The sequence below is a fragment of the Streptococcus vestibularis ATCC 49124 genome (assembly GCF_000188295.1).
In the GTDB taxonomy this organism is placed as follows: domain Bacteria; phylum Bacillota; class Bacilli; order Lactobacillales; family Streptococcaceae; genus Streptococcus; species Streptococcus vestibularis.
Genome location: NZ_GL831112.1, coordinates 1,259,041 through 1,280,683, shown reverse-complemented (window position 1 = coordinate 1,280,683; position 21,643 = coordinate 1,259,041). Strand labels below are relative to the sequence as shown.

Annotated in this window: 20 protein-coding genes and 2 pseudogenes; 20 read left to right on the top strand and 2 right to left on the bottom strand. The window is 40.3% G+C overall.

Annotated elements, in window-relative coordinates; genetic code table 11:
• Window positions 1-21: 21 nt before the first annotated feature.
• The 15 genes and pseudogenes from pbp2b to HMPREF9425_RS06210 all read left to right on the top strand — a co-directional run bounded on the left by pbp2b (window position 22) and on the right by HMPREF9425_RS06210 (window position 13,886).
• Window positions 22-2,136, top strand: coding sequence for a penicillin-binding protein PBP2B (pbp2b, locus tag HMPREF9425_RS06275; protein ID WP_003097581.1), 2,115 nt, complete (start codon window positions 22-24; stop codon window positions 2,134-2,136).
• Between the two features lie 109 nt (window positions 2,137-2,245).
• Entirely contained in the window at window positions 2,246-2,842 is a 597-nt protein-coding gene (gene recR, locus HMPREF9425_RS06270) for a recombination mediator RecR (RefSeq protein ID WP_003094128.1), read from the top strand.
• Window positions 2,843-2,944: 102 nt separating this feature from the next.
• Window positions 2,945-3,781 (top strand): annotated as a pseudogene (gene licT, locus HMPREF9425_RS06265) (BglG family transcription antiterminator LicT).
• Window positions 3,782-4,003: 222 nt separating this feature from the next.
• A pseudogene (gene ybeY / locus HMPREF9425_RS06260) lies at window positions 4,004-4,500 on the top strand (rRNA maturation RNase YbeY).
• Window positions 4,481-4,885 carry a diacylglycerol kinase family protein gene (locus HMPREF9425_RS10385; protein WP_003093800.1) on the top strand — a complete coding sequence of 135 codons (405 nt, stop codon included), beginning with the start codon at window positions 4,481-4,483 and terminating at the stop codon, window positions 4,883-4,885. Before ybeY ends, HMPREF9425_RS10385 begins: the two are co-directional and overlap by 20 nt.
• 18 nt (window positions 4,886-4,903) lie before the next feature.
• Window positions 4,904-5,803 carry a GTPase Era gene (gene era, locus HMPREF9425_RS06250; RefSeq protein WP_003093183.1) on the top strand — a complete coding sequence of 300 codons (900 nt, stop codon included), beginning with the start codon at window positions 4,904-4,906 and terminating at the stop codon, window positions 5,801-5,803.
• Window positions 5,804-5,849: 46 nt separating this feature from the next.
• On the top strand, window positions 5,850-6,671 hold the full coding sequence (gene mutM, locus HMPREF9425_RS06245) for a DNA-formamidopyrimidine glycosylase (protein ID WP_003097574.1): 822 nt from the start codon (window positions 5,850-5,852) through the stop codon (window positions 6,669-6,671).
• Window positions 6,668-7,261, top strand: coding sequence for a dephospho-CoA kinase (coaE, locus tag HMPREF9425_RS06240; RefSeq protein WP_037621535.1), 594 nt, complete (start codon window positions 6,668-6,670; stop codon window positions 7,259-7,261). Before mutM ends, coaE begins: the two co-directional genes overlap by 4 nt.
• A gap of 50 nt (window positions 7,262-7,311) precedes the next feature.
• On the top strand, window positions 7,312-8,535 hold the full coding sequence (locus tag HMPREF9425_RS06235) for a multidrug efflux MFS transporter (RefSeq protein ID WP_003094603.1): 1,224 nt from the start codon (window positions 7,312-7,314) through the stop codon (window positions 8,533-8,535).
• Window positions 8,525-8,671, top strand: a complete 147-nt coding sequence (gene rpmG, locus HMPREF9425_RS09490) for a 50S ribosomal protein L33 (protein WP_081448739.1) — start codon at window positions 8,525-8,527, stop codon at window positions 8,669-8,671. The genes HMPREF9425_RS06235 and rpmG overlap by 11 nt, the downstream gene beginning before the upstream one ends.
• 45 nt (window positions 8,672-8,716) lie before the next feature.
• Window positions 8,717-8,953 carry a preprotein translocase subunit SecG gene (gene secG / locus HMPREF9425_RS06230; RefSeq protein WP_002886135.1) on the top strand — a complete coding sequence of 79 codons (237 nt, stop codon included), beginning with the start codon at window positions 8,717-8,719 and terminating at the stop codon, window positions 8,951-8,953.
• A gap of 62 nt (window positions 8,954-9,015) precedes the next feature.
• Window positions 9,016-11,469, top strand: coding sequence for a ribonuclease R (gene rnr / locus HMPREF9425_RS06225; RefSeq protein ID WP_003097569.1), 2,454 nt, complete (start codon window positions 9,016-9,018; stop codon window positions 11,467-11,469).
• A gap of 21 nt (window positions 11,470-11,490) precedes the next feature.
• The gene (gene smpB, locus HMPREF9425_RS06220; RefSeq protein ID WP_003097567.1) at window positions 11,491-11,955 is read left to right on the top strand and encodes an SsrA-binding protein SmpB; all 465 of its coding nucleotides are present in this window, start codon (window positions 11,491-11,493) and stop codon (window positions 11,953-11,955) included.
• A 154-nt stretch (window positions 11,956-12,109) separates the two neighbouring features.
• Complete coding sequence (locus HMPREF9425_RS06215; RefSeq protein ID WP_003097565.1) at window positions 12,110-13,516, top strand: Cof-type HAD-IIB family hydrolase; 1,407 nt, start codon at window positions 12,110-12,112, stop codon at window positions 13,514-13,516.
• 1 nt (window position 13,517) lies between these two features.
• A complete protein-coding gene (locus tag HMPREF9425_RS06210; RefSeq protein WP_002886108.1) occupies window positions 13,518-13,886 on the top strand; it encodes a S1 RNA-binding domain-containing protein in 369 nt (122 codons plus the stop codon).
• A 96-nt stretch (window positions 13,887-13,982) separates the two neighbouring features.
• Here HMPREF9425_RS06210 and HMPREF9425_RS06205 read toward each other — a convergent pair whose 3' ends face one another.
• On the bottom strand, window positions 13,983-15,068 hold the full coding sequence (locus tag HMPREF9425_RS06205; RefSeq protein ID WP_003097563.1) for a M24 family metallopeptidase: 1,086 nt from the start codon (window positions 15,066-15,068) through the stop codon (window positions 13,983-13,985).
• A gap of 314 nt (window positions 15,069-15,382) precedes the next feature.
• On the opposite strand from HMPREF9425_RS06205, the gene ccpA reads away from it, so the two are divergent.
• From ccpA to HMPREF9425_RS06190, 3 genes are read left to right on the top strand one after another with little or no spacing between them, the layout of a single operon-like run.
• Entirely contained in the window at window positions 15,383-16,384 is a 1,002-nt protein-coding gene (gene ccpA, locus HMPREF9425_RS06200) for a catabolite control protein A (protein ID WP_037621533.1), read from the top strand.
• Between the two features lie 59 nt (window positions 16,385-16,443).
• The gene (locus tag HMPREF9425_RS06195) at window positions 16,444-17,511 is read left to right on the top strand and encodes an MmcQ/YjbR family DNA-binding protein (RefSeq protein WP_003097560.1); all 1,068 of its coding nucleotides are present in this window, start codon (window positions 16,444-16,446) and stop codon (window positions 17,509-17,511) included.
• A gap of 12 nt (window positions 17,512-17,523) precedes the next feature.
• Window positions 17,524-18,639 carry a glycerate kinase gene (locus HMPREF9425_RS06190; RefSeq protein ID WP_003097559.1) on the top strand — a complete coding sequence of 372 codons (1,116 nt, stop codon included), beginning with the start codon at window positions 17,524-17,526 and terminating at the stop codon, window positions 18,637-18,639.
• A gap of 31 nt (window positions 18,640-18,670) precedes the next feature.
• On the opposite strand, the gene HMPREF9425_RS06185 is transcribed toward HMPREF9425_RS06190, so the two are convergent.
• On the bottom strand, window positions 18,671-19,126 hold the full coding sequence (locus tag HMPREF9425_RS06185; RefSeq protein WP_003097557.1) for a YueI family protein: 456 nt from the start codon (window positions 19,124-19,126) through the stop codon (window positions 18,671-18,673).
• Between the two features lie 205 nt (window positions 19,127-19,331).
• Here HMPREF9425_RS06185 and eno point away from each other — a divergent pair, with 205 nt between their 5' ends.
• Together eno and HMPREF9425_RS06175 are read left to right on the top strand one after the other, a co-directional pair.
• On the top strand, window positions 19,332-20,630 hold the full coding sequence (gene eno, locus HMPREF9425_RS06180; protein ID WP_002889001.1) for a surface-displayed alpha-enolase: 1,299 nt from the start codon (window positions 19,332-19,334) through the stop codon (window positions 20,628-20,630).
• A 426-nt stretch (window positions 20,631-21,056) separates the two neighbouring features.
• The gene (locus HMPREF9425_RS06175) at window positions 21,057-21,440 is read left to right on the top strand and encodes a TM2 domain-containing protein (RefSeq protein WP_003093919.1); all 384 of its coding nucleotides are present in this window, start codon (window positions 21,057-21,059) and stop codon (window positions 21,438-21,440) included.
• Window positions 21,441-21,643: the final 203 nt, after the last annotated feature.

Here is a 21,643-nt window from a genome sequence, read left to right as displayed (position 1 = left end):
TAAGAACATAGAGGAAACAAAGTGACATCATTTTGGGAAAAAAATAGTCAAAAATGGAAAATATGGCGTCAGAAGCGAAAAGAAAAACGAGCGAACAAACCTAGAAAGCCAGTAAACATCTCGCGTCGTGTTTACTTGCTTTTTGGTGTCGTCTTTGTTCTTTTTTTGTTACTTTTTGCGCGTTTGACCTATATGCAGGTTTATAACAAATCGTTTTATACTAAAAAATTAGAGGATAACTCCAAGTATACGGTTAGGATTGCAAGCGAACGTGGGCAAATCTTTGATGCCAAGGGGGTTGCTCTTACGACCAATCAGAGTAAGGACGTTATCACCTTTACACGTAGCAATTTGGTGTCATCAGATACGATGAAGAAGGTCGCTGAAAAGTTGGCGACCATGGTGACTCTGACAGAGACCAAGGTGACCGATCGCCAGAAACGTGACTTTTATTTAGCTGATTCTGCCACCTACAAACGTGTGGTTAATGATCTTCCAAAGGACAAGAAAACAGATAAGTTTGGTAATAAATTAGCTGAAGCTACTATTTACAACAATGCTGTTGATGCCGTTCCTGATGAAGCAGTGGATTACACTGAGGACGAGCTTAAGATTGTCTACATTTACTCACAGATGAATGCTGTTTCTAATTTCTCAACAGTCACACTGAAGACGGCGGACTTGACCCCTGATCAGATTGCGATTGTGGCAGCCAAGCAGAAGGAACTTAACGGAGTTACAGTTGCTAAGGATTGGGAACGTCACACGTCTGATTCGGCCTTGTCCCCTCTTATCGGTAGGGTTTCAAGTTCAGAAGCAGGACTGCCTCAGGAGGATGCTAAGGATTATCTTAAAAAAGGATATGCCCTAAATGACCGTGTAGGTACCTCTTATTTGGAAAAAGAGTACGAGGAGAAGCTCCAAGGAAAACACACTGTTCGTGAGATTACTGTGGACAAGGAAGGTAAGGTTGATAGTGATAAAATCACTCAGAAAGGTAGCAAGGGAAACAACCTGCAGTTGACCATCGACCTTGATTTCCAAAAGGGAGTTGAAGATATCCTTGGTCAACAACTTTCTTCAGAGATTTCAGAGAATAAAGCGACTTATTCTGAAGGTATGTACGCAGTAGTTATGAATGCGGAGACTGGTGCTGTCCTTGCTATGGCAGGACAAAAACATGAGCAAGGGGCACAGGATTTTAAGGCTGATGCCTTAGGGACAATCACCGATGTCTTTATTCCAGGTTCTGTAGTTAAGGGAGCTACTTTAACCGCAGGTTGGCGCTCGGGTGCTATCTATGGGGACCAGGTATTAACTGACCAACCTATTAATATTGCTGGTTCGCCCTCAATTACCTCTTGGTTTACAGAGCAAGGTAGTCGTGCCATTACCGCAACTCAGGCCTTAGAATATTCCTCAAATACCTATATGGTACAGATTGCTATCAAACTTCTTGGGCAACAGTATGTTCCAGGGATGTCCCTGTCGACTGATAATATGGAAAAGGCGATGACGACGCTTCGTGATACCTATGCTGAATTTGGTATGGGTGTGTCTACGGGACTTGATTTACCAGGAGAATCAGAAGGTTACATTTCCAAGAATTATAATGTAGCCAATGTCTTGACAGAGGCTTTTGGACAATATGACTCTTATACAACTATCCAGTTGGCTCAGTATGTTGCCTCAATCGCAAATGGTGGAAAACGTGTAGCGCCTCACATCGTTGGAGGTATCTATGATGCTGGTGAAAATGGTAGCCTAGGAACTCTAGCTTCAACGGTAGACACACGTGTCCTTAACAACTTATCCTTAGATTCTGAGCAATTAGGGATTATCCAACAAGGGTTTAATGACGTTGTCAATTCAGGTTCTAGTCTTGCAACCGGTAAAGCCATGGCAAGTTCTATTATTCCAATTAGTGGTAAAACAGGGACAGCCGAAACTTATGCAACAGATGGTTCAGGAAATTCAGTAACGACAGTTAACCTTAATGCTGTTGCCTATGCGACAGCCAAAGATGGTACTAAGTTGGCGGTTGGGATTATGTACCCACATGCTTTAGACTGGAAGAGTAAGGCCCATCAAAATGCCGTTAAAGCTATCATGGAACTTTATCAAAATACTCACTAATAATGTAAAATCTCTTGTGCCTTGCATGAGAGATTTTTCTGTGATATAGTGTTTGAGTATTTGTTCTTTAAGATATGAATTGAGAAAGATAAAAGAAATGGAGGCCTTCATGCTTTACCCTACTCCAATTGCTAAACTGATTGATAGTTTTTCAAAACTTCCAGGAATTGGGGCTAAGACGGCGACACGTCTGGCTTTCTATACTATTAACATGTCTGATGAAGATGTCAATGATTTTGCAAAAAATCTTTTAGCAGCAAAACGTGAATTGACTTATTGTTCGGTTTGTGGTCGCTTAACAGATGATGACCCATGTAATATTTGTATGGATGAAACTAGAGACCGTACTAAGATTTTAGTTGTTGAGGACTCCAAAGATGTTTCTGCTATGGAAAAGATTCAGGAATACCGAGGTCTCTACCATGTGCTTCAAGGGCTTATCTCCCCTATGAATGGTGTCGGACCAGATGATATTAATTTAAAGAGTTTGATTACCCGTCTTATGGACAGCGAGGTTGACGAGGTCATCATCGCAACTAATGCAACAGCCGATGGTGAGGCAACCTCTATGTATATTTCACGTGTCCTCAAACCTGCAGGTATCAAGGTGACCCGCCTAGCGCGTGGGTTGGCTGTTGGTTCTGACATTGAGTACGCTGATGAAGTAACCTTGCTAAGGGCTATCGAAAATCGAACAGAACTGTAGAAAAAAGTGTTGGTATAGCCAGCACTTTTTGTTTATTGTCATTAGGTTTCTCATTAAAAATTTGGTAAAACAAAAGAAAGGCTTAAATGATGAGGAATCATGATGCAAATTGAAAAAATTTTAAATAACAATGTTGTCCAAGCCATGGATAATGATGTGGAATACATTGTTATGGGGAAGGGACTAGGCTTTCAAAAGAAGGTCGGAGAGGCGGTTGATAAAGAGAAGGTTGAAAAGACTTTTGTCTTGGAAAATCCGGAGATAGAGGCCGAATGGACTCGTGTGTATGTAGATTTGTCTGATGGTGAAATGCAGGTTTTTTTGAATATCATTACTTTTGCTGAAGCTGTCCTGCAAACCAAGTTTGAACCCTCTTTTTTTATCGCTCTTGCAGACCACCTTCATTATGCTATTGAACGCAGTAGAGAAGGCATATCCCTGCAAAATCCTTTGGCCTGGGAAATTCGAAAATTTTCCCCTTGGGAGTATGAAATTGGAAAACAAGCTCTTCGTTTGATTGCCAATGATTTAGAGGTTGAATTGGCAGATGATGAGCCAGCTTCTGTCGCTTTGCACTTTGTCAATGCATAAAAGGATACGGATCTCCATGAAAAAGACCGACAGATGACTCAAATTGTGGTTGGCATTAGTGATATTGTCCGTCTTGATTTTGCTTGTGACTTGGAGCAAGATAGTTTTTCTTATAACCGTTTTATTACTCATATTCGGTACTTAGTGCAACGTATTGTGAGTGGGGTTAGTGGTGGTAAAAACGATGCTTTTCTATATGAACAAGTCAAGGTTAACTACCCAGAATCTTTTATTTGTATCCAAAAGATTGTCACCTATATCAAGTCAAGTTATGCTTTTGAACTTAGTTTAGACGAACAGGTTTATTTGACCATTCATATTCAACGCCTTAGAGATCATATCGATTAGTAAGCGATTCTCATAGCTACTATACAAAAAGCAGACAATTAGGTTCAAGTCTGCTTTTTCTGTGCCCTTGTGATATAATGAATTGATTGATATTGTACTGAAATCACTCGATGAAAGTATTGAATGCATTTTAGTATTCGTAATAAAAAGCTAATTTGTTAGGGAAAGGAAGGGAACGGCTCTGTCCTTTAAGTAGGCTAAACTGTTCCGAAAAAGCATGCTATGTACGTTGAAATGATTGATGAGACTGGACAAGTCTCAGAAAAAATAAAAAACAAACCTTGGAATTACTTGATTTTGCAGCGCAAAAACTTGGCAAGGAAGACAAGGAAATGGCGGTTACTTTTGTAACTAACGAACGTAGTCACGAATTGAATTTGGAGTATCGTGATACGGATCGTCCAACTGATGTTATTAGTTTGGAGTATAAGCCGGAGCTAGATATTACCTTTGATGAAGAAGATTTGGCTGAAAATCCCGAATTGGCTGAAATGATGGGGGAGTTTGATAGTTATATCGGCGAACTCTTTATTTCTATTGATAAGGCTCGCGAACAAGCTGAGGAATATGGACATAGCTACGAGCGTGAGATGGGCTTTCTGGCTGTTCACGGATTTCTTCATATCAACGGGTATGATCACTACACCCCAGAAGAAGAAGCGGAAATGTTTGGATTACAGGAAGAAATTTTGACTGCTTATGGACTTACGCGACAATAACCCACAAAAAAAGTGGAAAAACAGAGAATTTACGGCCAGTTTTGAGTTTGCTCTGACAGGGATAATAACGGCCATTAAAGAAGAACGCAACATGCGTAAACATTTGGTATCAGCTATCTTAGTGGTATTGGCTGGCTTGGTTTTTCGTGTGTCTGCGACAGAATGGCTCTTTCTTCTGCAGGCAGTTTTTCTAGTAATTGCCCTAGAGATTGTTAATTCTGCCATTGAAAATGTTGTTGATTTGGCCAGTAATTATCACTTTTCGATGCTAGCTAAAAATGCTAAGGATATGGCTGCAGGAGCGGTCTTGGTTGTCTCTTGTTACGCACTCATTACTGGTATGATTGTTTTCATACCTAAGATTTGGAATTTGATTTTTAACTAAAAAATAGAAAGAAGATATATGACATTTAAATCAGGATTTGTGGCCATTCTTGGTCGACCTAATGTAGGAAAATCAACTTTTTTAAACCATGTTATGGGGCAAAAAATTGCTATCATGAGTGATAAGGCTCAAACAACCCGTAACAAAATTATGGGGATTTACACAACAGAAAAAGAACAGATTGTTTTTATCGATACACCGGGTATTCACAAGCCCAAGACAGCACTTGGAGATTTCATGGTGGAGTCTGCTTATTCAACCCTTCGTGAAGTGGATACGGTCCTCTTCATGGTTCCAGCCGATGAGCCTCGTGGTAAGGGTGATGATATGATTATCGAACGCCTTAAGCAAGCCAAGGTTCCGGTTATATTGGTGGTTAATAAGATTGATAAGGTCCATCCAGACCAGCTCCTTGAGCAGATTGATGATTTCCGTAAACAAATGGATTTCAAGGAGATTATTCCAATTTCAGCTCTTCAAGGAAATAATGTTTCCCACCTTGTAGATGTTTTGAGTGATAATCTTGAGGAAGGTTTCCAGTATTTCCCATCGGATCAAATCACAGACCATCCAGAGCGTTTCTTGGTCTCTGAGATGATTCGAGAAAAAGTCCTACAGTTGACGCGTGAAGAAATTCCGCACTCAGTTGCTGTTGTCATTGATTCTATGAAACGTGATGAAGAGACTGATAAGGTTCACATTCGTGCGACTATCATGGTTGAGCGTGATAGCCAAAAAGGTATTGTCATCGGTAAAAAGGGTGCTATGCTCAAGAAAATTGGTACCCTTGCTCGTAAAGATATTGAGCTCATGCTTGGGGACAAGGTCTTCCTTGAAACTTGGGTGAAGGTTAAGAAAAATTGGCGAGATAAAAAACTTGATTTGGCCGATTTTGGTTATAATGAAAAAGAATACTAAGAAAAGCTGGGCATTTGCTCGGCTTTCTTGCTAGAAGGAGGGGCAGATGCCTGAGTTACCTGAGGTAGAAACTGTTAGACGAGGGTTAGAAAGATTGGTAGTAGGACGGACTATTTTGTCACTTGAAGTTAAGATCCCGAAAATGATCAAGACATCATACGATAGCTTTTTGCATGATTTGCCTGGCCAGATGATTCAAGTCATGCGACGTAGAGGTAAGTACTTGATTTTTGACTTTGGACAATTGATTATGATTTCCCACTTGCGTATGGAGGGGAAATACCTGCTGTTCACAGACCAGGTTCCTACCAACAAACACTTTCACTTATTTTTTAAGTTAGATGATGGCTCTACACTTGTCTATCAGGATGTTCGCAAGTTTGGGACTTTTGATTTATTGGATAGGAAACAGGAAGAGGTCTATTTTATACGGAAAAAACTTGGCCCTGAGCCTACCAAGAAGACCTTTAAATATGCACCCTTTGAGAGAGCCTTAATGCATTCTGCCAAGCCTATTAAGCCCTTACTCTTGGAGCAGAAATTAGTGGCCGGTCTAGGAAATATCTACGTTGATGAGGTGCTTTGGGCAGCCAAGGTTCATCCAGAGACGCCAGCAAGGGAACTCAGTAAGGCAGCCATGAAACGAGTTCACGATCAAACGATTGCCATATTACAGTTGGGGATTGAAAAAGGTGGTTCCACTATAAGGACCTATCGTAATGCCCTCGGTGAAGACGGGACCATGCAGGATTATTTGCGGGTTTACGGAAAGACAGGGCAACCTTGTCCACGTTGTGCAAGCACGATTGAGAAAATCAGGTTAGGAGGAAGAGGAACGCATTTGTGTCCTCATTGTCAAAAACGATGATTATAGGATTAACAGGAGGCATTGCTTCAGGAAAATCAACCGTTGTTGAAATGATTAAAGAGGTAGGTTACAAGGTCATTGATGCCGATCAACTGGTGCACGATATGCAGGCCAAAGGGGGCCGTCTGTACCGTGCCTTACTTGATTGGTTGGGAGAGGGGATCCTCCTTCCTAATGGAGAATTGAATCGTCCTAAGTTAGGGAAATTAATCTTTTCAAGTGAAGAGATGCGGCATCAATCTGCTGAAATTCAGGGAAAAATTATCCGAGAAGAGTTGGCAGTCAAAAGAGATTGCTTGGCCAAGGAAGAGGACGTCTTTTTTATGGATATTCCCTTACTGATTGAAAATGATTATCAGGATTGGTTTGATCAGATTTGGTTGGTGGCGGTGTCACCTGAGGTCCAGCGCCAACGCTTGATGAAAAGGAATCACTTAAGTGCTGAGGAAGCAGGCATGCGTATTGCTAGTCAAATGCCTTTAGCTGAAAAACTGCCCTATGCTAGTTTAGTTATTGACAACAACGGGAGCATCGATGATTTGAAGAAGAAGGTGAAGAGTGCCATAAAAGATTTAGCTAACCTCGTATAGTTAGTCATTGTGTTATAATGGATAGTGAATTTTAGAAAGAAGATGATTATTTGCGCCAAAAAGAGCTTAAAACCGCTGATTGGCAACGAAATCTTAAAATTGCTTGGATAGGAACTTTTTTTACTGGGGCTAGTTTTTCTATTGTTATGCCCTTCATGGCTCTCTATGTAGAAGAATTAGGGATTAAAGGCGCTATGGTAGAATGGTATGCTGGTTTATCTGTTGCCCTGTCTGCCCTAGCTTCAGCCTTGGTTTCACCAGTTTGGGGACGCTTGGCGGACCGTTATGGTCGAAAGCCCATGATGATTAGAGCCAGTATGGTCATGACCTTTACAATGGGAGGTTTAGCCTTTGTGCCTAATGTCTTCTGGATGCTTTTCTTAAGAATCTTGAATGGATTGTTTGCGGGCTATGTCCCAAATGCAACAGCTTTGATTGCTAGTCAGGCTCCTCAGCAACGTTCTGGCTATGCTCTGGGGACCTTATCTACGGGTCTAACAGCAGGTGTCCTGATTGGCCCTTTGTTAGGTGGGACCTTGTCTGAGGCGTTTGGTATGAGGTGCACCTTTTTATTAGTTGGGGTGATTTTGTTTATCTGTTGTCTTTTGACTATCTTTGGTTTGCGAGAGGACTTTCAACCGATTGAAAAGGGAGAGATGATGACCCTTTCGCAAGTATTTGCTAAAATTCCCAGCAAATCGCTTTTAATCGGCCTCTTTGTGACTAGTATGATTATCCAGATTTCTGCCCAATCGATAGCGCCTATGTTGGCCCTTTATATTCGTTATTTAGGTCAGAGGGACAATATCCTTTTTTACTCAGGTTTAATTGTTTCTGCTATGGGCTTCTCTAGTCTCTTGAGTACCCCTTTTCTGGGAAAATTGGGAGACCGTATTGGCAATCATCGTTTGCTCTTGATGGGCTTATTCTATAGCTTCCTCTTGTATTTCCTTTGTGGTTTTGCCGGTTCAGCCTTGCAACTGGGGATCTTACGCTTTGCCTATGGCTTTGGTATAGGTGCCCTTATGCCTAGTGTCAATTCTTTATTGACCAAGATGACACCCAAGGAAGGAATCTCAAGAATATTTAGCTTTAATCAAAGCTTTTCATACATTGGACAAGTTTTAGGTCCTTTTGTTGGTTCAGCAGTTGCGACTGGACTAGGTTATCGCTGGGTCTTCTTTGTGACCGCAATGATTGTCTTTGGAAATTTTGTCTGGTCCTTAATCATCTTTAGAAAATCGCTAGGAGTTAAGAATATAGGTGAGAGTTAAAATCAATTTAAAGTGTAGTGAATGTGGGAGCATCAACTATCTCACAAGTAAAAATAAACAGAATCATCCTGAGAAAATTCAGGTACTCAAATTCTGCCCCAAGGATAGAAAAGTAACCTTACATGTTGAATCTTAAAGGGTTCTATGGTAGAATAAAAAGGACTTTTTCGGAGGAATAACTATGTACGACTTATTATTAACGCTGCTCTTGGTGATGTCAGCTATTATTGTGATTGCGGTATTCATGCAACCACAAAAAAATCCAAGTAGCAATGTCTTTGATGGTGGTGGGTCAGAAGCACTATTTGAACGTAGTAAACCACGTGGTTTTGAAGCCTTTATGCAACGCTTTACAGGAATCATGGTTTTTCTATGGATTGTAGATGCAATCGTCCTTTCCATTCTCTCAAGTAAGTAATGAGCTGACTGAGGTTGGCTCATTTTTTGCGTTATAGTCAATAAATAAAAGAAAAGGAAATCATGAAAGAATCTATTATAAATTATTTGAAGGAGCATGGGAAATCCAGTGTAAACGACATTGCCCAGGCTCTTAATCATGCTGGGGGAGAAAAGTTTCCTCAGCTCATCAAGGCCATATCAGCCATGGAAAGTAAGAGACAGTTGCGTTTTAACCGAGATGGCTCTGTATCCTTGCGTCCTAAGAAAGAAAATCCTAATCAGGTGACTGTTGAAGGTGTCTTCCGTGCCAATAAGAACGGTTTTGGTTTCTTGCATGTCGATGACAGTGAAGATGACATGTTCATCGGTCGTAATGACGTTGGCCATGCCATTGATGGTGATACTGTTGCCGTTGTTATCAAGAAGCCAGCAGACCGTTTGCGTGGGACAGCGGCAGAAGCAAGAGTTGTTGAAATTGTCGAACGATCTCTTAAAACGGTTGTCGGGAAATTTATCCTCAATGATGAGAAAGAACCTTATGCAGGTTACATCAAGTCTAAGAATCAAAAAATTCAGCAACCAATCTACATCAAGAAAGAACCAGTTGCTCTTGAGGGAAATGAGATTATTAAGGTTGATATTGAAAAATACCCTAACCGCCATTACGATTATTTTGTAGGAAGTGTTCGAGATATTATTGGTCATCAAGGAGATGCTGGTATTGATGTCTTGGAAGTTTTGGAATCAATGGATATTGTTTCGGAGTTTCCAGAAGATGTTATGGCTGAAGCAGAGGCTGTGCCGGATGCACCTAGTCAAGAAGACCTAATTGGTCGTGTTGACCTTCGTCAAGAGGTGACCTTCACTATTGACGGAGCCGATGCCAAGGACTTGGACGATGCGGCTCATATCAAACGTTTGCCAAATGGTAACTTTGAGCTTGGTGTTCATATTGCCGATGTGTCCTACTATGTTACAGAAGGTTCTGCTCTTAACCGTGAGGCAGTAGCACGTGGGACTTCTGTTTATGTGACAGACCGTGTGGTACCAATGTTGCCTGAGCGTCTTTCGAATGGTATTTGTTCACTAAATCCCAATGTTGACCGCTTGACGCAGTCAGCTATTATGGAGATTACTCCAAAAGGCAAGGTGGTCAATCATAAGATTTGCCAATCTGTAATTAAGACAACCTTCCGTATGACCTATAGTGATATCAATGAAATGTTGGCTGGAAATCCAGAAAAGATTGAACAGTTCAAGCCTATCATGGATTCTGTGTCAGCTATGGCAGAACTTCATAAGATTTTAGAAGACATGCGTGAACGTCGTGGTGCTCTTAACTTTGATACATCTGAAGCTCGTATCTTGGTTAATGATAAGGGGATGCCAGTTGATATTGTGGTGCGTGAACGTGGGACGGCTGAGCGAATGATTGAGTCCTTTATGTTGGCTGCCAATGAATGTGTGGCAGAGCATTTCGCTAAGGCTAAGTTGCCATTTATTTACCGTATTCACGAAGAACCTAAAGCGGAGAAATTGCAACGCTTTATGGATTATGCTTCTATCTTTGGTGTTCAAATCAAAGGAACAGCTAATAAGATGGATCAGCTAGACTTGCAAGATTTCATGGCGCGAGTTCAGGGTAAACCTGGAGCAGAAGTTATGAATATGATGTTGCTTCGTTCGATGCAACAAGCCCGATATTCAGAACACAATCACGGACACTATGGACTTGCGGCTCAGTACTATACCCACTTTACTAGTCCAATCCGTCGTTACCCAGACCTTTTGGTTCACCGAATGATTCGTGAGTACACCAACAATATGTCTCAAGAAACGCGTGAACATTTTGAAGAGGTTATTCCTGAGTTAGCGACATCATCTTCAACTTTTGAACGTCGTGCCATTGATGCCGAACGTGTCGTTGAAGCCATGAAAAAAGCAGAATACATGGAAGAGTTTGTTGGTCAAGAATTCGATGGTATTGTCGGAAGTGTGGTTAAATTCGGTATGTTTGTGGAATTGCCAAACACCATCGAGGGTTTGGTTCACATCACGACCCTTCCAGAATTTTACAATTACAATGAACGCACCATGACCCTTCAGGGTGAGAAAACTGGTAAGACTTTCCGAGTTGGTCAGCCTATCCGTGTCAAATTAACACGTGCTGATAAGGAAACCGGAGACATTGACTTCCAATACCTTCCAAGCGAGTATGATGTCACTGAAAAAGTAGACCACAAGGCTCGTCAGGAACGTGAAGAAAAGGCGAAAGCCTTCCGTAATAGAGGACCACGCCGTGATCGTCAAAACGGTGACTTCGAAGGTCGTGGTAAACGTGGGGATAACCGTAACCGTCAAGACGATAATGGTCGTAAAGGTTCTTATGACGAAAAACGTAAGTCATCTAAGAAACCCGACAAGCGTAAAAATCAAAACCGTCCTCATAATGATAACAAAGGACGTGAGAGTGGCCGTCGTAAGAAAAAAGGGAACAAACCTTTCTACAAGGACGTTGTTAAAAAACGAAAATAGGATGAGAATGGAGGGACTGCTATGCCAAAAGGTGAAGGCAATGTTGTTGCTCAGAATAAAAAGGCGAGACATGACTATAGTATTGTAGATACTATTGAAGCAGGCATCGTGCTGACAGGGACAGAGATCAAATCCGTTCGTGCGGCCCGCGTCCAACTAAAAGATGGCTATGCTCAAATCAAGAATGGTGAGGCCTGGTTAATCAATGTTCATATTGCTCCTTTTGAGCAGGGAAATATTTGGAATCAGGATCCAGACCGTACGAGAAAATTATTGCTTAAGAAAAAGCAAATCACCAAACTTCAAAATGACCTTAAGGGTACAGGGATGACCTTGGTTCCTCTTAAGGTATACCTAAAAAACGGTTTTGCCAAGGTATTGCTCGGCATCGCCAAAGGGAAACACGATTACGATAAACGTGAGTCTATCAAGCGTCGTGAACAAGAGCGTGATATTAATCGTATTATCAAGAGTGTTAACCGTTAAACCGCTTATCATCTAAGACTGACCTGGTCTTAGATGATTTTTTGCTTTTTAGCTTTAAGAAATGATATAATGGAAACACCGCATGATCTTTTGTTAGGGCTGCTTCTTGAATAGTACCTAGCGCTAGATTTTGATACTGTAAAGGAGATTAGCGATGCCAGTAGATGCAAAAACAAAATACAAGGCCAAGAAGACTAAGATTGTTTTCTTTGATATTGATGACACCCTTCGTGTCAAAAAGACAGGTTACATTCCTGAATCTATCAAGGCTGTTTTCAAAGGGCTTAAAGAAAAAGGAATTTTGACGGGGATTGCCACAGGACGTGGCTACTATGGTGTCGTTGAGGATATTCGAGACCTAGAGCCCGATTATTTTGTAACCATCAATGGAACTTATGTGATTAACCGAAAAGGGGAAGAAATTTATAACCAGCCCCTAGCTCGTGAGGTTACAGAAGCTTTTGTTGCTTGGTGCAAAGAGATTGGGAATGCTTGGGGCTTCGCTGGTAAGGACAAGCCAGTTGTTTCAGAGCGTTCAGATTTGATTGATAATGCTATGAAACCAGTCTATGGTCTTTGTGATGTGGAGCCAGACTTTCACTTGTCGAATGATGTTTACCATATGTGGACTTTTGCGGAAAATGATGCTGAGCTTGAGTTACCAGAAGAACTCGCATCCCATGTTCGTATGGTACCCTGGCATGAACACTCGTCTGATGTCGTAGCAAATGGTATCTCAAAGGCCTCTGGTGTCGAGCATGTCTTAGAGCATGAAAATCTTAAACCAGTCAATGCCATGATGTTTGGGGATGGTCCAAACGATATGGAAATCTTTGATTATGTTGGACTTAAGATTGCCATGGGTAATGCCACACCAGAATTGAAAGAAAAAGCAGATTACGTTACAGGAACAATAGAAGAAGATGGCATTTTTAATGCTTTGGAGGAACTCGGATTGGTAGAAAAAGAACTTCATTTTCCACAACTTGACTTGGATACAGTAGAAGGTCCAGTCGCAACAATTAAAACAAATCATGGTAATTTGGTCATCAAACTCTTCCCTGATCATGCACCATTAACAGTTACAAACTTTGTCAATTTGGCCAAGAGTGGCTACTATGATGGTGTGATTTTCCACAGAATTATCAAGGACTTTATGATTCAAGGTGGTGACCCAACTGGTACTGGTATGGGTGGTGAATCAAGCTTCGGTGGTAGCTTCCAGGACGAGTTTTCTGAAGAACTCTATAACCTCCGTGGTGCACTTTCAATGGCAAATGCTGGACCAGATACTAATGGTAGCCAGTTCTTCATCGTTCAAACACCTGAGATTCCTTATGCTAAAAAGGAACTCGAACGTGGTGGTTGGCCAGCACCAATCGCAGAAGCTTATGCTGAAAATGGTGGAACACCTCACCTAGACCGTCGTCACACAGTCTTTGGTCAATTGGTAGATGAAGACTCTTACAAGGTGCTTGATGAGATTGCTAATGTTGAGGTTGGAGCTCAAGATAAGCCACTTGAAGATGTTGTGATTGAAACAGTTGAGGTAGCAGACTAAGATGAAAATTGGAGACAAGCTTAGGGGTGTTATCACAGGCATCAAGCCTTACGGTGCCTTTGTTTCATTGGAAAATGGTACCACAGGCTTGATTCACATCTCAGAGATTAAGACAGGTTATATCGACAACATCTACAATACCTTAAAGGTAGACCAGGAGGTCTTGGTTCAAGTTGTTGATTTTGATGAATTTACACAAAAGGCCAGTCTTTCTTTGAGAACCCTTGAAGAAGAAAAAAATAAAATTCCTCATCGTCATCGTTTCTCTGACAGTCGTTTGAACTATGGCTTTAAACCTTTGGCAGAAGCAATGCCAGGATGGATTGAAGAAGGACTTGACTATCTTAGACAAGAGCATGAGGAAAAATAGTAAAAGCTGACTCTCGATGAGTCAGCTTTTTTGGTGTTTTCGATTTGGCTACAAACAAAAAGGTCTTCAACTTAATTGAAGACCCATATTTATTAATTAGACATCAAAATAGAGCAATTCTTTTGGTGTGTGTGTGAAGACTTCAAAGCCATCTTTTGTCACGTAACCACAGTCCTCAATACGAACACCAACTTTTTCAGGAATGTAAATACCTGGTTCAACAGAGAAACACATTCCTTCTTCGATTACCAAGTCATTTCCTTCCATGATTGAAGGAAACTCGTGGACATCCATACCAAGTCCATGTCCCAGACGGTGGTTGAAGTATTCACCGTAACCAGCTTTTTCAATAACATTACGTGCTGCAGCATCGACTTCGCTGGCAGTTACACCTGGTTTGATAAAATCAAGGGCAGTGAGTTGAGCTTCCAAACAGATATTATAGATATCTTTCTTGAATTGGTCAGGTTGACCAACAGCTACGGTACGTGTCATATCTGAAACATAACCTTGACTAACAACACCCAAGTCGAAGAGGAGGAGGCTGTCATTTTCAATGCGGTTAGTTCCTGGAATACCATGTGGGTTTGCTGCATTGTTGCCTGTGAGAACCATAGTTTCAAAGGACATTTGATTGATGCCGATTTTTTTCATGCCAAATTCGATTTGAGCAATGATATCTGTCTCAGTCATATCAAGAGAGATATTGTCGAAACCGATATTAACAGCTTTATCAGCATAGTCACCAGCAACAATCATTTTTTGAATTTCATCAGCTGACTTGATAACGCGCATTTTTTGAATGAATGGTGTCAAGTTTTCAAAGCGACCTTCAAAGACCGTTTGCAATCCTTGGAACTTAGTCACATTGAGATTGTCAAACTCTGCATAAATAATAGGGCTGTCTGTACTTGCTAGACCAGCTTTGATTTTTTGCCATGGATTTTCAGAGTCCACATAACCGAAGACTGGGAAATCGAGAACAGAAGAGGCACGTGCAACCTCAAGAGCAGGAACAAAGAGGGCAGGCTCACGATTTTCGTAGACGAAGAGGAACATTTGGCGTTCATGTGGGTCACAATCAAAACCAGTAAGATAATTGACAGTTACAGGATCTGAAACAATAGCTAGCCCTGATTTATTTTCATTTAAAAAATGACGAATGCGATCAAGTTTAGACATAGAAAAAACTCCTTTGTATTTCTTACACTCATTCTGTCACTTTTATAGGGAAAATGCAAGCTGTTTTTGGCTTTTCATTAAATCATTTGCTTTCATTGAGTTTTTTAAATCTTATAGGTTGTAAGCGATGGATAATCATGAAAACGCGAAATGATAGCCCAACATTTGAAATAGCTTTCTTTACCCTAGTTAGCAAAAGAGGATCCCTTTCATTTTTTTGTAAAAAATCAGTCAAAACAATTGAAAGTGTTTTCAAATTTTGCTACAATTACTATGAAAGAGTGTGCATTAAGTTTAGAAAGGAAGTGTTTCTTATGAATACTGATGAAACAATCACAATTTACGATGTTGCGCGTGAAGCCGGAGTATCGATGGCAACTGTTTCTCGTGTTGTAAATGGTAACAAAAACGTAAAAGAAAACACCCGGAAAAAAGTTCTCGAAGTTATTGATCGTTTGGATTACCGTCCAAATGCAGTTGCGCGTGGCTTGGCGAGTAAAAAAACAACTACTGTAGGAGTTGTCATTCCAAATATTACAAATAGCTATTTTGCTACTCTAGCTAAAGGTATTGATGACATTGCAACCATGTACAAGTATAATATTGTTCTTGCTTCCAGTGATGAAAATGACGATCATGAAGTTACAGTCATTAATTCTCTATTTGCTAAACAAGTTGATGGTATTATTTTTATGGGACACCATCTGACAGAAAAAATCCGTGCAGAATTCTCTCGTACCCGTACACCGATTGTTCTAGCAGGAACAGTTGATCTCGAACACCAATTACCAAGTGTTAACATCGACTATAAAGCTGCCGTTGAGGATTGTGTAACGCAACTTGCTAAAAATAATGAAAAGGTTGCTTTTGTATCAGGACCACTAATCGATGATATTAATGGCAAACTACGTTTGGCTGGGTATAAGTCTGGACTTGAAAAGAATAATTTGAGCTACAACGAAGGACTTGTCTTTGAAGCTAAATATAGCTATAAAGACGGCTTTGATTTAGCACAACGTGTCTTGAACTCTGGTGCCACTGCTGCCTATGTTGGGGAAGATGAATTGGCTGTAGGTCTCTTAAATGGCCTCTTTGCTGCAGGCAAATCAGTTCCAGAAGATTTCGAAATCATCACAAGCAATGATTCACCGATTACAAGCTACACACGTCCAAACCTTTCTAGTATAAACCATCCTCTCTATGATTTAGGGGCAGTTAGCATGCGTATGTTGACTAAAATTATGCATAAGGAAGAACTTGAAGATAAGAACGTTATTCTTAATCATGGTCTAACTTTACGCCAGTCAACAAAATAAAAAAGGAGTTGGGACATCAGTTTGTCTCAACTTCTCTTTTTTAGAAAAAGGGAGAATGAATGACTTTTGAGGATGCTTATTTTAAACAGAAAGTCCTAAAACATGATAGCCTGGAGCCTTTTGGTTTTATAACTAGTGAGAAAGGCTACGAGCTCAGAAAACCACTAATGGCTGAAGGACTTGAGGCTCGACTATTCATTGATTTAGAAGGTAAGTTGACAGGGCAGGTTGTTGATATTGATTTTGATGAGTCTTATGACACTTTCCGAAGCCCTCACGCAACTGGAACCTACGTTGGTCAAGTCAGAGAAGCTTATGGAGATCTCTTGTCACAAGTAGCTGATTTTTGTTATGACGACCAATTGTTTTCGTCCCCGCAAGCTAATCGTCTGGCTAATTTTATAGTTAAGGAATTTTCAGACCAAGCTGACCATCCTTTTGAGAAATATCCAGACTATCTTTCCTTTCGGGTTGATGATAAGTGGTATGCCTTATTTTTCCCTCTCAAAGGGGAGAAACTAGGACTTGATAGGGAAAAGGCGGATTTAGTCTATGATGTGGTTAACCTCAAGATCGATCCAAGGCAGATGGATAAGCTCTTAGACTTAGATGGAATCTATCCTAGTTACCATATGTCCAAGAAGACTTGGATTAGCCTTGTTTTAGATGAGACAATTCCAGATCAAACGATTTTTGAGCTCCTTAGAGGGAGTCGTTCTCTGGTTGCTCCTAAGCATCTTAGGAAGCCTTCAGAGCCTCACTACTGGATTATTCCAGTAAATCTAAAATACTACGATATTGGGGAAGAGTTCTCGTCAAGTGAGGATATTCTTTGGACCCAGAAAGCCAGTATGCAAAAAGGGGACGTCGTTGCAATCTATATTACGGCACCTACCAAGGCCATTCGTTATCTCTGTCAGGTTTTAGAAGCGAATATCCCTAATCAAGGTTATCGTGAAGAGGAGAGTATTAAGGAGTTGATGCGGATTAAACCCTTATACACCTTTAATGACACTGACTTTGATAGTGATAGACTAAAGAGTTTAGGTATTAAAACTGTTCGAGGTCCTCGACATATGACAGATGAGTTAGTTCAGGCTTTATCCCCTTACCTAAAAGAAAAATAGAAGGAGGACATCATGCGAATTTTGATTGCACCTGATTCCTTTAAGGAAAGTTTGTCTGCAAAAGAGGTCGCCTTAGCTCTTAAATCGGGCTTTGAAAAGGCCTTGCCCGACGCTGAGTTTGACCTCATGCCAATAGGTGATGGTGGCGAGGGCACCTTAGATGCTCTTGCTGAAAATCTAAATCTTGAGAAGAAAAGTATCGAGATTCCTCATGCCTATACAAGTGATGGAAGTGTTTTTTTTGCCAGCAATGGCCAGACTGCCGTTTTTGAAATGGCTGCGATTTGTGGCTTGGAGCATATACCTAAAGATAAACGCAATCCTCTTTGTATAACAACCCAGGGGGTCGGTGAACTGATTGTTCACTTGGTTAAATCTGGTATTCGTGATTTTATTATAGGTGTAGGCGGATCAGCTACTAATGATGGCGGAATTGGTATGGCTTATGGATTAGGTTATTGTTTTTATGATTCTGAGGGACAGGAGCTTGATCCAATAGGTGCTAATCTTGGTCTCATTAAAAAGATATCCTCTAAAAATAAGGTTGATTTGTCTGGTGTCACCATTCGTCTGATTACTGACGTAGATAACCCCTTGTGTGGTCCACATGGAGCGACCTATATTTTTGGTGGACAAAAAGGCCTAGCTCCTTCACAATTTAAAAAGGTTGACCAAGACATGACACAACTCTACGAAAACTTTGCTCCTGAGGTTTTAAAACTGGCTGGTTCAGGAGCCGGAGGAGGCATGGCAGCGGGTTTAGTAGCCTTTGCAGGCGCAGAAATTAAATCAGGGATTGACTTTGTACTTGATTGCGTTGATTTTGATCAACGTGTGAAGGAAGTTGATTTGGTCATAGTTGGTGAGGGACGTATGGATAGCCAGTCCTTGTCTGGAAAAGCACCGGTCGGGGTGGCTAGGCGGACACCGTCAGCTATTCCTGTCATTGCTATCTGTGGTAGTTTGAAGGATGACTTGCCTGATTTTCCAGTAGCAGGTATCTCAGCTGCTTTCCCTATCATTGGACAAGTATTAGAGTTAGACCAAGTTTTAGCTACCGCTAAGGAGAATCTCTATCGCACAGGACTCAATATTGGGAATCTCATTAAGCTCAGTAAAACATTGTGATATAAGAAAAAAGCTGGCGTTGCGTCAGCTTTTATTTTCCAAATAGTTTAGCAAAAAATCCCTTTTTTTCAAGGATAGGTTCAGTTTCACTAGGAGCAAGGATATCAGGATAGAGTTCTGAAAATAACACTTTATCAAGATTCTCTGCTTGATTACTATGTACGATAAGACCGTATGGTGAATGAGCCTTGGCCTCGTCCACGATAGTAGCTGAAATGTTGAGCGCTTGAGCCGTTTTGATATAGGTAAATTGTATCTGGTCAGCTAATTTTGGCGATATCTTGAGACTAAGATTCGGGTAAACTGCTTGCAAGTCTTTTAAAATCTGGGGAAAATGGTCAATTACAGTTTTCTTTTCAGCATTTTCTAATAGAACAGCTAGGACTACACGTTCCGCATAGGTTCCAAAATACTGACGAAGTTCATCGGGATTTAGGCGTTTTTCGCCACTAGCGTATTGGAGCACTTTGTTTTCAAGTGAAGTCATAGGAATCTCCTCTTAGTTTTCTACTTGTATTATACAATATTTTGAATTCCTTTTCATTTGAGTCGTTTTCTGAGATTTTCAAAAACAATTGAAAACATTAAAAAATAGAAAATCGCTAGAAAATTCTGGTTTTAATTTGCTTAAGCCTTGATATTATGGTAATATAAAGGTGTAAAAAATTTTAACTCATAAGGAGAGTATTGTAATGTCAATTATTACTGATGTTTACGCTCGCGAAGTCCTTGACTCACGCGGTAACCCAACACTTGAAGTAGAAGTTTACACTGAATCTGGTGCATTCGGTCGCGGTATGGTTCCTTCAGGAGCTTCAACTGGTGAACACGAAGCAGTAGAACTTCGTGATGGTGACAAAGCCCGTTACGGTGGTCTTGGTACTCAAAAAGCAGTTGATAACGTAAACAACGTTATTGCTGAACACATCATCGGATTCGACGTACGTGATCAACAAGGTATTGACCGCGCCATGATCGCTCTTGACGGTACTCCAAACAAAGGTAAACTTGGTGCCAACGCTATTCTTGGTGTGTCTATCGCTGTAGCACGCGCAGCTGCTGACTACCTTGAAGTTCCACTTTACAGCTACCTTGGCGGATTCAACACTAAAGTTCTTCCAACTCCAATGATGAACATCATCAACGGTGGTTCTCACTCAGATGCTCCAATCGCTTTCCAAGAATTCATGATTGTACCTGCTGGTGCACCAACATTCAAAGAAGCTCTTCGTTGGGGTGCTGAAATTTTCCACACTCTTAAGAAAATCCTTAAAGAACGTGGTCTTGAAACAGCCGTAGGTGACGAAGGTGGTTTCGCGCCAGCATTTGACGGTACTGAAGATGCTGTTGAAACTATCATCAAAGCTATCGAAACTGCTGGTTACAAACCAGGTGAAGATGTATTCCTTGGTTTCGACTGTGCATCATCTGAGTTCTACGAAAACGGTGTATATGACTACACTAAATTCGAAGGTGAAGGTGGAGCTAAACGTACTGCCGCAGAACAAATCGATTACATCGAAGAATTGGTTAACAAATATCCAATTATCACAATCGAAGATGCTATGGATGAAAACGACTGGGACGGTTGGAAAGCTCTTACTGAACGTCTTGGTGGTAAAGTTCAATTGGTTGGTGACGACTTCTTCGTAACTAACACAGCTTACCTTGAAAAAGGTATTGCAGAACACGCTGCTAACTCAATCCTTATCAAAGTTAACCAAATCGGTACTTTGACTGAAACTTTCGACGCTATCGAAATGGCGAAAGAAGCTGGATACACAGCAGTAGTATCACACCGTTCAGGTGAAACTGAAGATTCAACAATCGCTGATATCGCAGTTGCAACTAACGCTGGTCAAATCAAGACAGGTTCATTGTCACGTACTGACCGTATCGCTAAATACAACCAATTGCTTCGTATCGAAGACCAACTTGGTGAAGTTGCAGAATACCGTGGTTTGAAATCATTCTACAACTTGAAAAAATAATTCTATAGTCATATAGAATAAAAAGAGGTTCCTTAGGGAATCTCTTTTTTTAATATTAAAATTATTGATTAGATTTATTAAATTGTTCCTACTGTTAGTTTCTCTCTAAATAGTAACTTTTCGTCACTTACTACAGTTGACAAAGAACTCAAAAAGCTCTGTAATTTTTACAGTGATTTTGCTGGTTACAGAATTTATAGAGATGATTCCTAATGTCACTGTAAAGATAGTTATGCATTAAGTATTGTTTGAATTTTTAATGAAATCGATAATTAATTAATTATGACTTTACAATCATTTAAAAGAGTAATACAAGCCATAACTTAAAAGAGAGGAAAGAAAAATTGGCAAAAATTGTTAAAGTTACAGGTACGAAAGTTATAATCTCGAATAATGAGGAGTACTTGAAAAATAAACCCATCTGAATTGAATTTCGTTCCAAAATTAGGTGATGAAGTAGAAGTTCATAAAGTAGATGATGAAATTATTATCATAAAAGCTGAAGAGAAAAAAGATGACAATGTTAAGATTAACATTGTTAATGAAAACAACTCTTCCCAAAATCAGTCACAAGTCGTTTATACGCAAGCAACTACTCCAGGTTTGCATTATGTAAATAAATGGGTTTATATTTTTCTCGCTATTTTTCTTGGTGGATTAGGTGTCCATCATTTTTACGCAGGGTATTACGGAACAGGTATCCTATTTCGGATTTTATCTTTTACGGGTATCCCAATTATCATCGGATTTATCCAAGATGTTATCGTCTTATTCAAGATGCCTGATGTGAATGGTAGGATTGTTGTTTAACTAAAAATTTATTACAAATTAAATTTTTTAAAAGCTCAAGTCTAGTATCTCAAGATGGAAAAGAGTTTAGTTTTTTAATTTAGATAAGTAATATAACTCTGTGGTATTTAATTGGGAATTGACTAGCTTGTACATAGAATTAGATGAACAAGAGTAATGAAATGACCCCAATATGACTTGAGAGTAAAAATATAATTACGATT